This window comes from Agromyces sp. GL_144, from assembly GCF_057834305.1.
The window spans coordinates 3,083,873-3,095,205 of sequence record NZ_CM174399.1 but is presented as its reverse complement, the minus strand read 5'-3'; the positions used below and the strand labels follow the sequence as shown (position 1 = coordinate 3,095,205).

Below are 11,333 nucleotides of genomic sequence, written 5' to 3'. Positions count from 1 at the left end.
ATGTTCCTGAATTCTGCACAGGAGAGGCGCCTGGCGGCATTGCTCTGAGATTGCCGAGACTTCGCGGGGGCCTCGCCGGTATCGTTGAGCCGTGAACACGAATGCGACGCAGTACCGGCTCGAGGGCGATGGCGCGAACATCCAGGCGCTCCCGAAGATCTCGCTGCACGACCACCTCGACGGAGGGCTGCGTCCGCAGACCATCATCGAGCTCGCCGACGCCACCGGTGTCGACGTGCCCACGCGCGATGCCGACGAGCTCGGCGCGTGGTTCGCCGAGAAGGCCGACTCGGGTTCGCTCGTCGAATACCTCAAGACGTTCGACCTCACGACCGCGGTCATGCAGACGCGCGAGGGGCTCACCCGGGTCGCCCGCGAGTTCGTGCAAGACCTCGCGGCCGACGGCGTCATCTACGGCGAGGTCCGGTGGGCGCCCGAGCAGCACCTGGGCGGCGGGCTCGACCTCGACGAGGTCGTCGTCGCCGTGCAGGAGGGCCTCGACCAGGGCATCGACGACGCGCGCGATGCCGGTCACGGCATCCGCACGGGGCAGCTCGTCACCGCCATGCGGCACGCCGATCGCGGTCTCGAGATCGCCGAGCTGGCAGTGCGCCACCGCGACCGGGGCGTCGTCGGCTTCGACATCGCGGGCGCCGAGGCCGGGTTCCCGGCGAGCCGGCACCGCACCGCGTTCGACTTCCTCGCGGGCCAGTACCTGCCCGTCACCGTGCACGCCGGCGAGGCCGACGGGCTCGAGTCGATCCGCAGCGCTCTCTTCGACGGGCGCGCCCTGCGGCTCGGCCACGGCGTGCGCCTGGCCGAAGACCTCGTCATCGAGCGACAGGACGACGAGAACACCTACGTCTCGCTCGGCCCGATCGCGCAGTGGGTGCGCGACCGCGAGATCGCGCTCGAGCTCAGCCCGTCGTCGAACCTGCAGACCGGCGCGATCCAGGCGTGGGGCGACGAGCTCGTCGACCACCCGTTCGACCTGCTCTACCAGCTCGGCTTCCGCGTCACCGTCAACCCCGACAACCGCCTGCAGAGCTCCACGAGCATCACGCGCGAGCTCGCACTGCTCAGCGACGCGTTCGGCTACGACCTCGACGACCTCGAGACGTTCCAGCTCAATGCGGTCGCCGCCACGTTCCTTCCGCTCGACGACCGCGACGAGCTCGCCGAACTCGTCTCCGAGGGCTTCGACGAGGCCTGAGCGGATGCCGCGACCAGGCCTCCCGGGTCGCCGCGACGCCGAACCGGCCGAGGCCGCCGACCCGACCGGCATCCACGACTCGACCCATGACACGACCACGCACGACCCCAGTGCTGAACGGATCCACCCATGACGACGACACCGTCGCTTCCCGACGAAGCCGTGCTCCTCGGCGCGCGCGTCGACGACTGGCGGCAGGCGGTCCGCGAGTCCGGGCGGGCGCTCACCCGGGCCGGCGCGACGCGTGACACGTACACCGAGCGCATGATCGGCGCCATCGAGGAGTTCGGCGCCTACGTCGTGATCGCCCCCGGACTCGCGCTGGCCCACGCCCGCCCCGGCCCCGACGTGCTCCACGAGGGGCTCTCGGTCGTCACGCTCGCGACGCCGGTCGAGTTCGGCCACCCGCACAACGATCCGGTGAGCGTCATCATCGGCCTCGCCGTCGTGAACGCCGAGGAGCACGTCGCCTCGGTCGCACGCCTCGCGAACGTCTTCAACGATCAGCGGGTCATCGCCCGCATCGCCGCTGCCACCACGGCCGACGAGGTGCGCGAGCTGCTGCGTCTCGGGGGCGCGGGCGACGGGCCCATCCGCGACGATGAGTCCGACGGGCCCGATGGCCCCGATGAGGTCGACCAGTCCGACGGGCCCGAGGGGGCCGGCGCATGAGGATCATCGCGGTCTGCGGTTCGGGCATCGGCACCTCCGCCATCCTCAAGCTGAACGCCGAGCGCGCGCTCGGGCGCCTCGGCATCTCGGCGGCCGTCGACGCCAGCGATCTCGAGTCCGTCGCGGCCGCGGCATCCGACGCCCAGGTCGTGCTGACCTCGACCGAGCTCGCCGATGCCGTGCGCGCCGCGCTCGGTCGCAGCCACGCCGAGATCATCGAGGTCGTGAACTACTTCGACGTCGAGGAGATCGGCGGCAAGCTCGAGGCATCGCTGGGCTGACGCTCGCCGCCCGACCGCCGGCGCAGTCTGCGGGTGAGGCCTGTGCAGTCGGCGGGTGAGGCTGGGCTCGCGCGCATGTTCTGCTCGTTTCGGAGATTCGGCGACACGCCGGGGGTGTCGCCCGTTGGCGTCGGCGTGTCGCAGAAAGTCCGAATCCGGCAGAACCCCGAGCCGAGCCCCTGCCGCGCCCCCGCCGCGCCGCCGACCGCGCCGCGGCAGGCACCCCGAGCCGCCCCCGGCCGCGGGTCAGGCGATGAGCTCGCGCATGCCCTCCTCGAGCGTCGCGAGGGTCGCGGATGCCGCGGCTCGGCGCTCGGCGACGGTGCCGTCGTGCGCGGCGGCGTCGAGGTAGACCTTGAGCTTCGGCTCGGTGCCGCTGGGGCGCACCATGACGCGTGCGCCGCCCTCGATGACGAAGCGCAGCACGTCGCTGGGCGCGAGCGGGCCGAAGCCGTGCGAGAGGTCTTCGATGCGCTCGACGCGGATGCCGCCGACCGACGCGGGCGGGTCGGCCCTGAGCCGGGCCATGACGGCGGCGATGCGGCTGAGATCGGTGACGCGGATCGAGATCTGGCTCGAGACGTGGCATCCGAAGCGCTCGACGAACTCGTCGAGGTGATCGGCGACGGTGCGCCCCGTGGCGCGCAGTTCGGCGGCGAGCGAGAGGAATGCGACGGCCGCGGAGATGCCGTCTTTGTCGCGGACCGTGCCGGGGTTGACGAGGTAGCCGAGCGCCTCTTCGAAGCCGAAGGCGAGGTTCGGTGCGCGGGAGATCCACTTGAAGCCCGTGAGCGTCGCCTCGAAGTCGAGCTCGTAGGCGTCGGCGATCTCGGCCAGACCGGGGGAGGACACGATCGAGCACGCGAGCGTGCCGTCGGGTCCGCCGTCGCCCGAGGCGCCCGCGGCGTGACGTGCGGCCCGCCAGCCGAGCAGCAGGCCGACCTCGTTGCCGGTGAGCCGCCGGAACCCCTCGGCGGCCGTGGCGTCGGGGATCGCGATCGCGAGCCGGTCGGCGTCGGGGTCGTTCGCGACGATGAGGTCGGCGCCCACCTCGCGCGCCCGCGCAAAGGAGAGGTCCATCGCGCCGGGTTCTTCGGGGTTCGGGAACGCGACGGTCGGGAATGCGGCGTCGGGTGCGATCTGCTCCTCGACGAGCGTGGGCGCGTCGAAGCCGGCGTCTGAGAGCACCCGGGCGGCGGTCTCCCAGCCGACCCCGTGCATGGCCGTGTAGACCACCTTCGGCTGGGCGGCCGGGGCATGCCCGGCCTCGTGAGCGGTCTGGCGCACGTAGGCGTCGACGACCGACTCCTCGGCGGTCTCGAACCCGCCGCGGGGAAGCTCCGTGACGGTCGCCGTGGCCGCGACGCCCGTGATGTGCGCCGCGATCTCGGCATCGGCGGGCGACACGATCTGCGAGCCGTGGTCGGGCCCGCCGAGGTACACCTTGTAGCCGTTGTCGTTCGGCGGGTTGTGCGAGGCGGTGACCATGACGCCGGCCGAGGTGTCGAGGTGCCGCACGGCGAACGCGAGCACCGGCGTCGGCAGCAGGCGAGGCAGCAGGATCGCCCGCACGCCCGCGCCCGCGAGGATCTCAGCGGTGTCGCGCGCGAACACGGCGGAGTTGCGGCGCCCGTCGTAGCCGATGACGGCCGACGGCGCCTCGTCGGTCGCCCGCTCGAGCAGGTACGCCGCGAGGCCGGCGGCGGCCTGCGAGACCAGCACCCGGTTCATGCGGTTCGGGCCGGCCGCGATCTCGCCGCGCAGGCCCGCCGTGCCGAACGCGAGCCGTTGGTCGAAGCGGTCTGCGAGATCTGCGGATGCCTCGGGGTCGCCGCCCTGCACCCGGGCGATGAGCTGCTCGAGCTCGGCGCGCGTCTCGGGGTCGGGGTCCTGTGCGATCCAGGCCTCGGCGAGGGCGATGCGCTCGGCGTCGGACGGGGCGGGAGCCTCGGACGGGGCGTTCGTCGAGGCGTCTGGCTGCGACATCCGGAATCTCCTAGAGCTCTGCGACGATCTTCGCCAGCAGCGACGAGATCACGGGTTCGGCGAGGCGGCCGGCCTCGATGACCTCTTCGTGGCTCAGCGGCGTCTGCTGGATGCCCGCGGCGAGGTTGGTGATCAGTGACATGCCGAGCACCTCCATGCCGGCCTGGCGGGCGGCGATGGCCTCGAGCGCGGTGGACATGCCGACGATGTGGCCGCCGACGGCCTTGGCCATCTGCACCTCGGCGGGCGTCTCGTAGTGCGGCCCGCGGAACTGGCAGTAGACGCCCTCGTCGAGGTCGGGGTCGATGGTGCGCGCGAGGTCGCGGAGCCGCTTCGAGTAGAGGTCGGTGAGGTCGATGAACGTGGCGCCCTCGAGCGGCGAGTCGGCCGTGAGGTTGATGTGGTCGCTGATGAGCACGGGCGTGCCGGGCTTCCAATGCGACTTGATGCCGCCGGCGCCGTTCGTGAGGATCATCGTGGTCGCGCCCGTGGCCGCCGCCGTGCGCACCGAGTGCACGACCCGGCGTACGCCGTGGCCCTCGTAGTAGTGCGTGCGCGCGCCGATGACGAGCGCGCGCTTGCCGCTCGGCAGCAGCACCGAGCGCAGGGTGCCGACGTGGCCCTCGAGCGCCGGCTTGGAGAAGCCGGGAACCTCGGTGGCCGCGATGGTGTGCGTCGTCTCGCCGATGAGCTCTGCCGCACGGCCCCAGCCGCTGCCCAGGGTGAGGGCGATGTCGTGGCGTTCGACCCCGGTGAGCTCCGCGATGCGGGCGGCCGCGTCGGCCGCGATCGCGAAGGGGTCTGCGGCGGGGTCGTCGAGCACGTTTGCATCCGTCATCCCACCACTCTAATGAGCGAGCGGATGCCACGACCGGTCGATGCTCGTGTGAGGCCGTGCACGGCGGTACTGGCAGAATATGAGCATGGCCTACGAGTTCGAGCGCACCCAACGCATCGCCGTCCTCGGGGGCGGGCCGGGCGGCTACGAGGCCGCACTCGCGGGCGCCCAGCTCGGCGCCGAGGTCACCCTCATCGAACGCGCCGGCGTCGGCGGCTCGGCGGTGCTCACCGACGTGGTGCCCTCCAAGTCCCTCATCGCCACGGCCGAGGCCTCCAACGCCGTGAAGGAGGCGGCCGACCTCGGCGTGCAGTTCTACGCGAAGGGCGACTCCGAGAAGGCCGTCAAGCCCAACGTCGCCATCAACCTCGCGGCGGTCAACAAGCGGCTGCTCGGCCTCGCCGCGCAGCAGTCCGACGACATGCGGTCGAACCTCATCGACGCGGGCGTCAACCTCGTGCACGGCGAGGGGCGTCTCGACGGGCCGAACGCCGTCATCGTCGCGACCGCCAAGGGCGGCACCGACTTCGACCGCATCGAGGCCGACACGCTCGTCGTCTCGGTCGGCGCGACCCCGCGCGTGCTCGCCTCGGCCGTGCCCGACGGTCAGCGCATCCTGACCTGGACCCAGCTCTACCACCTGCAGCAGGTGCCCGAGCACCTCATCGTCGTCGGATCCGGCGTCACCGGCGCCGAGTTCGCCTCCGCCTACCGGGCGCTGGGCGCGAAGGTCACGCTCATCTCGAGCCGCGACCAGGTGCTTCCGGGCGAAGATGCCGACGCGGCATCCGTCATCGAGAAGGTCTTCAAGCGCAACGGCATGAAGGTCATGAACAAGTCCCGCGCCGAGTCCGTGGTGCGCGACGGCGACGAGGTCGTGGCGACGCTCTCCGACGGGCGCGAGGTGCGCGGCTCGCACTGCCTCATGGCGGTCGGCTCGGTGCCGAACACGGGCGACCTCGGGCTCGAGCAGGCCGGCGTGCAGCTGTCGAATTCGGGCCACATCCGCGTCAACCGCGTGGCGCGCACCTCGATGCCGAACATCTACGCCGCGGGCGACTGCACGACGTTCCCGCCGCTCGCCTCGGTCGCGTCGATGCAGGGGCGCACCGCGGTGTTCCACGCCATGGGCGACATCGTGAACCCGCCCGAGCTGCGCAACATCACCTCGAACATCTTCACGCAGCCCGAGATCGCCACCGTCGGCTGGACCCAGCGCGAGATCGAAGAGGGCGTGGTGCCCGGCGTCGTCTACAAGCTGCCGCTCGCCTCGAACCCGCGGGCCAAGATGATGGGAATCCGCGACGGCTTCGTCAAGCTCTTCGCGTCGAGCGGGTCGGGCGCCATCATCGGCGGCGTCATCGTCGCCCCCAAGGCGTCCGAGCTCATCTTCCCGCTCGCGCTCGCCGTCGAGCACCGCCTCACGGTCGACCAGTTCGCCGAGGCGTTCCCGGTGTATCCCTCGCTCAGCGGTTCGCTGACGGATGCCGCGCGGGCGATGCACGTCGTACGCTGACGCGCGGGCGATGCACGTCGTACGCTGACGCGCGGGCGATGCACGTCGTACGCTGAGGTGGCGCAGCGCCGCGGGGGCGGCGGCGTGCACTGGGGGGCAACGATGAACCTGCGCGTGAAATCGGTCGAGTCCTCGATCGCCGACTCGCACGACGAGGAGCGGAGCCTCAAACGCTCGCTCGGCACGTGGGACCTCGCGCTCATGGGCATCGCGGTCGCGGTCGGCGCCGGCATCTTCTCGGTGGGCGCGCAGGCGGCGGCCAACTTCGCGGGGCCTTCGGTGATCCTGTCGTTCATCCTCGCCGCCGTCACGTGCGGGCTCGCGATCATGTGCTACGCCGAATTCGCCTCGACCGTGCCCGTGGCCGGTAGCGCCTACACCTTCACCTACGCGACCATGGGCGAGCTGCTCGCGTGGATCATCGGCTGGGACCTCATCCTCGAGCTCTTCACCGCCGCAGCCGTGCTCGCGAAGTACTGGGGCGTCTACCTCGGCGAGGCGCTGCTGGCGTTCGGCCTGCCGTTCCCGGCCACGTTCGAGCTGTGGGGCCTCGAGGTGAGCTGGCCGGCGTTCCTCATCGTCGCGGTGTTCACGGCGCTGCTCGTCGCCGGCACGAAGCTCACGGCACGCATCGGCGCCGTGTTCACGATCATCAAGGTCGCGATCGTGCTCTTCGTCATCGTCGTCGGGTTCTTCTTCGTGAAGGCGGCGAACTTCTCGCCGTTCATCCCCGAGGCGGTGCCCACCGAGGGTGGCGCGACGGATGTCTGGACCCAGTCGCTCTTCTCCTGGGCGACGGGTGCCGCACCGGCGCAGTACGGCGTCTTCGGCATGCTCTCGGCTGCCGCGCTCGTCTTCTTCGCCTTCATCGGGTTCGATGTCGTGGCGACCAGCGCCGAGGAGGTTCGCGAGCCGCAGAAGCGCCTGCCGCGCGGCATCTTCCTCGGACTGGGCATCGTGACCCTGCTCTACGTACTCGTCTCGATCGTCATGACGGGCATGGTCTCGTACACCGAGCTGGCCGAGGAGGACACGCCCTCGCTCGCGACCGCGTTCCGGCTCGTCGGCCAGGACTGGGCGTCCGCCGTGATCTCCCTCGGCGCGCTCGCCGGACTCACGACGGTGATCATGATCATCCTGCTCGGGCTCTCGCGCATCGTCTTCGCGCTCAGCCGCGACGGGCTGCTGCCGCGGTGGCTGTCGAAGACGACGGAGCGCACGAAGACGCCGGCGCGCATCCAGATCATCGCCGGATCCGTCGTCGCCATCGTCGCTGCGTTCACCGACGTCGGCCTGCTCGAGGAGATGATCAACATCGGCACGCTCTCGGCCTTCGTGCTCGTGAGCGTCGGCATCGTCGTGCTCCGGCGCACGCGCCCCGACCTGCCGCGGGGATTCAGGGTGCCGTGGTCGCCCGTGCTGCCGATCCTCTCGGCGGTGCTCTGCGTCTGGCTCATGCTGAACCTGACGACGCTCACCTGGGTGCGGTTCCTCGTCTGGCTCGCGATCGGCCTCGTGATCTACCTGCTCTACGGGCGCCGGCGGTCCCGGCTCGGGCTCGGACAGGTCAGCGAGGTCGAGCTGCCGAGCCCGCAGGGCACCCCCTAACCCTTGGGCAGTCAGAATTCAGGAACATCCCGCGGTTATGCGCCGGGGTCATTGCGACTACCCCCCGAAACAGTGGGAAGTCCACGGGCCTGCTCCTGAATTCTGCAAGGCTGAAGGCGCTGCACATCGGGCGCGTCCCGTCCCCAACAGCCTCGTCCGCGAGGCATCCGCTCACATCTACGGTCTTCGGGTGCCGCCACGCCCGGGAGACGATGACGCTCGATGAGTGATCCGTCTCGCCAAGGTGCTCAAGGAATTCGGTGGCATCGCAACCCGCCGCCAGCTGCTCGCGCGGGGACTGACCGGCGGCCAGCTCACCGTGGGCGTTCGCACCGGTGCGGTGCGCCGCATCCGCCAAGGGCACTATGCGCTCGCCGAGGTGGGGGTTGAAGCGTATGCCGCGGTGCGTATCGGTGGGCGGCTCGGATGTCTCAGCGCGCTGCGCTCCCACGGTCTCTGGGGCGGGACCTGCCGGGAGGTGCACGTGACGCTGCCCCGGAACGCAGCCCGCCTCCGCGTGCGCCGAGACGCGAGCGGCGAGGCGGTCGACGCAGGCGGCGATGCAGGCGGCGTCACGGTCGTGACCCCTGACCGCGCGGGGACGCGCTGCGTGCTGCATTGGCGCGACCCGAAGGTCGGGTCGCGTGATGACGAAGCGTCGGCTTGGCGCGTGGCCTTGCCCCAGGCGTTGACCGATGTCGTCGCCTGCGCCCCGCGGGCGGATGTGCGCGCGGCGTTCGAGTCGGTGGTCGCGAGCGGCGCGCTCACGCTCAAGGCCGCGCAGCGGCTGCTCGACTCTGTGGCTCCACTGGACTTCAGGCCGATGACGCTCAGTCGTGACTCGGGCTCAGGGGCGGAGTCGCATCTCATCGAAGTGCTGGACGATCTTGGGATCAGCTTCGTGCAGCAGGTTGAATTCGATTCGATCGGTCGAGTCGACTTCGTCCTCGGTGCCCGTCTCGTCGTGGAGGTCGATGGGTACGAGTTCCACAAGACGAAGGAGCAGTTCGAGCGCGATCGTGCTCGCGACGTCGCGTTGCTCGGGCTCGGGTACGTCACGGTGCGAATTCCCGCGCGGGTCGTGCTCGAGCAGCCGGCGGTCGCGGCAAGCACGGTTCGCGCCGCGCTCGAGGCACTCGGCGGGTTTCGGCTGTGTTCGAGAGCGGCCTGATCGGCGGCATCCTCGTGCGCGCACCTGCGTCAGGTGACGTGCGCCTCGTCGAGCGGGTCAGCCGACACGCTGGCCTGGCCGTGACGTGTCTTGCTCAGAATTCAGGAGCCGGCGCGCTCTCGCCCGCACAAACTCGCGGATGTCGTCGCGAGCCCAGACGCATAACCGCCAGATGTTCCTGAATTCTGCACAGAATCCAGAAGTCAGGCGGCGGGCGCGTCGGCGATCGAGAGCAGCAGGTGCCCGCTCGAGACGGTCGCGCCGGCCTCGGCGTTGACGAGCCCGATGACCCCGTCTTTGTGGGCGACGATCGGCTGCTCCATCTTCATGGCCTCGAGCACGAGCACGAGGTCGCCCTTGACGACCTTGTCGCCCTCGGCGACGGCCACCTTGACGACGGTCGCCTGCATGGGCGCCTTGACGGCATCGCCGGTCGCGGTGCCCGCGGCGTGCGAGGCGGTGCGACGGCGGGGTGCGGCGCCGGCCGTCGCCGTGGAGCCGGCCGAGCCCGATCCGGAGCCGGCGCCCGCGAGCTTCGCGGGAAGCGTGACCTCGATGCGCCGTCCGCCGACCTCGACCACGAGGTTGGTGCGCGCGGCTGCGGGGGCGGCTTCGGCGAGCTCGCCGGTCCAGGGCTCGAGCCGGTTGTCGTACTCGGTCTCGATCCAGCGGGTGTAGATCGAGAAGGGCTCGTCGCCGGCGGGGGCGAAGGCCTCGTTGCGCACGATGTCGCGGTGGAACGGCAGCACGGTCGGCAGGCCGTTGACCTCGAACTCGTCGAGGGCGCGGCGGGCGCGCTCGATGGCGTCGTGGCGGGTCGCGCCCGTGACGATGAGCTTCGCGAGCAGCGAGTCGAACGCGCCGGAGATGACGTCGCCCGACGTGACGCCGGAGTCGATGCGGATGCCGGGACCGCCCGGGAAGCGCAGCTGGTGCACCGGGCCGGGGGCGGGCAGGAAGCCCCGCCCGGGGTCTTCGCCGTTGATGCGGAACTCGATCGAGTGCCCGACGGCCACGGGGTCGGCGTAGTCGAGCACGCCGCCCTCGGCGATGCGGAACTGCTCGCGCACGAGGTCGATGCCGGTGACCTCTTCTGAGACGGGGTGCTCGACCTGCAGGCGCGTGTTCACCTCGAGGAAGGACACCGTGCCGTCTTGACCGATGAGGAACTCGCACGTGCCGGCGCCGACGTACCCGACCTCGCGGAGGATCGCCTTCGACGACTCGTAGAGCAGCGCCGTCTGCGCCTCGGTGAGGAAGGGCGCGGGCGCCTCTTCGACGAGCTTCTGGTGGCGGCGCTGCAGCGAGCAGTCGCGGGTCGAGATGACGACGACGTTGCCGTGCGCGTCGGCGAGGCACTGGGTCTCGACGTGGCGCGGCTTGTCGAGGTACTTCTCGACGAAGCACTCTCCGCGGCCGAATGCGGCGACGGCCTCACGGGTGGCCGAGTCGAAGAGCTCGGGCACCTCTTCGCGGGTGCGGGCGACCTTGAGGCCGCGTCCGCCGCCGCCGAAGGCCGCCTTGATGGCCACCGGCAGTCCGTGCACGTCGACGAAGTCGAGCACTTCGGAGGCATCGGCCACGGGGTTGAGGGTGCCGGGTGCGAGCGGCGCGCCGACCTTCTCGGCCACGTGCCGCGCGGAGACCTTGTCGCCGAGGCGCTCGATGGCCTCGGGCGACGGGCCGATCCAGATGAGGCCGGCGGCGATGACGGCGCGGGCGAAGTCGGGGTTCTCGGCGAGGAAGCCGTAGCCGGGGTGCACCGCGTCGGCGCCGGAGCGGCGCGCGATCGAGAGCAGCTTGTCGATGACGAGGTAGGTCTCGGCGCTCGTGGAACCCTCGAGGGCGTAGGCCTCGTCGGCGAGCTTGGAGTGGCGCGCGTCGCGGTCCTGGTCGGCGTAGACCGCGACCGACGCGATTCCGGCGTCGCGGGCGGCCCGGATGATGCGGACGGCGATCTCTCCGCGGTTGGCGATGAGGACCTTCGTGATACGCGGCATGACATTCAGCCTATTCAGCGATCGCGCATTGCCTTTGGGTCGAGTCCA

General features: G+C 70.9%; 9 protein-coding genes. 6 read left to right on the top strand and 3 right to left on the bottom strand.

The genetic code is table 11. The annotated features are described in order from the left end of the window. The first annotated feature begins 91 nt into the window (after window positions 1-91). From AC3IPY_RS14155 to AC3IPY_RS14145, 3 genes are all read left to right on the top strand, one after another. Complete coding sequence (locus AC3IPY_RS14155) at window positions 92-1,213, top strand: adenosine deaminase (protein ID WP_489184916.1); 1,122 nt, start codon at window positions 92-94, stop codon at window positions 1,211-1,213. Between the two features lie 129 nt (window positions 1,214-1,342). Then, window positions 1,343-1,885: a PTS sugar transporter subunit IIA gene (locus tag AC3IPY_RS14150; RefSeq protein WP_489184915.1), complete on the top strand. Its 543-nt coding sequence runs from the start codon at window positions 1,343-1,345 to the stop codon at window positions 1,883-1,885. After that, complete coding sequence (locus tag AC3IPY_RS14145) at window positions 1,882-2,166, top strand: PTS sugar transporter subunit IIB (protein WP_489184914.1); 285 nt, start codon at window positions 1,882-1,884, stop codon at window positions 2,164-2,166. The genes AC3IPY_RS14150 and AC3IPY_RS14145 overlap by 4 nt, the downstream gene beginning before the upstream one ends. 246 nt (window positions 2,167-2,412) lie before the next feature. On the opposite strand, the gene AC3IPY_RS14140 is transcribed toward AC3IPY_RS14145, so the two are convergent. Together AC3IPY_RS14140 and AC3IPY_RS14135 are read right to left on the bottom strand one after the other, a co-directional pair. Further along, window positions 2,413-4,152: a phospho-sugar mutase gene (locus AC3IPY_RS14140; protein WP_489184913.1), complete on the bottom strand. Its 1,740-nt coding sequence runs from the start codon at window positions 4,150-4,152 to the stop codon at window positions 2,413-2,415. Between the two features lie 10 nt (window positions 4,153-4,162). Continuing rightward, window positions 4,163-4,990: a purine-nucleoside phosphorylase gene (locus AC3IPY_RS14135; RefSeq protein WP_489184912.1), complete on the bottom strand. Its 828-nt coding sequence runs from the start codon at window positions 4,988-4,990 to the stop codon at window positions 4,163-4,165. Window positions 4,991-5,075: 85 nt separating this feature from the next. Between AC3IPY_RS14135 and AC3IPY_RS14130 the strand changes: the two genes are divergently transcribed. The 3 genes from AC3IPY_RS14130 (at window position 5,076) to AC3IPY_RS14120 (ending at window position 9,285) form a co-directional block, all read left to right on the top strand. Beyond that, entirely contained in the window at window positions 5,076-6,506 is a 1,431-nt protein-coding gene (locus AC3IPY_RS14130) for an NAD(P)H-quinone dehydrogenase (RefSeq protein ID WP_489184911.1), read from the top strand. Between the two features lie 102 nt (window positions 6,507-6,608). After that, a complete protein-coding gene (locus AC3IPY_RS14125) occupies window positions 6,609-8,114 on the top strand; it encodes an APC family permease (protein ID WP_489184910.1) in 1,506 nt (501 codons plus the stop codon). Window positions 8,115-8,340: 226 nt separating this feature from the next. After that, a complete protein-coding gene (locus AC3IPY_RS14120; protein ID WP_489184909.1) occupies window positions 8,341-9,285 on the top strand; it encodes a DUF559 domain-containing protein in 945 nt (314 codons plus the stop codon). A gap of 203 nt (window positions 9,286-9,488) precedes the next feature. Here the strand turns inward: AC3IPY_RS14120 and AC3IPY_RS14115 are convergent, their stop codons facing one another. After that, on the bottom strand, window positions 9,489-11,285 hold the full coding sequence (locus AC3IPY_RS14115) for an acetyl/propionyl/methylcrotonyl-CoA carboxylase subunit alpha (RefSeq protein ID WP_489184908.1): 1,797 nt from the start codon (window positions 11,283-11,285) through the stop codon (window positions 9,489-9,491). Window positions 11,286-11,333: the final 48 nt, after the last annotated feature.

Coding starts and splice junctions, on each gene's coding strand:
- AC3IPY_RS14150 (WP_489184915.1), top strand. CDS start 1,343: ATGACGACGACACCGTCGCTTCCCGACGAAGCCGTGCTCCTCGGCGCG.
- AC3IPY_RS14145 (WP_489184914.1), top strand. CDS start 1,882: ATGAGGATCATCGCGGTCTGCGGTTCGGGCATCGGCACCTCCGCCATC.
- AC3IPY_RS14140 (WP_489184913.1), bottom strand. CDS start 4,152: ATGTCGCAGCCAGACGCCTCGACGAACGCCCCGTCCGAGGCTCCCGCC.
- AC3IPY_RS14135 (WP_489184912.1), bottom strand. CDS start 4,990: ATGACGGATGCAAACGTGCTCGACGACCCCGCCGCAGACCCCTTCGCG.
- AC3IPY_RS14130 (WP_489184911.1), top strand. CDS start 5,076: ATGGCCTACGAGTTCGAGCGCACCCAACGCATCGCCGTCCTCGGGGGC.
- AC3IPY_RS14125 (WP_489184910.1), top strand. CDS start 6,609: ATGAACCTGCGCGTGAAATCGGTCGAGTCCTCGATCGCCGACTCGCAC.
- AC3IPY_RS14115 (WP_489184908.1), bottom strand. CDS start 11,285: ATGCCGCGTATCACGAAGGTCCTCATCGCCAACCGCGGAGAGATCGCC.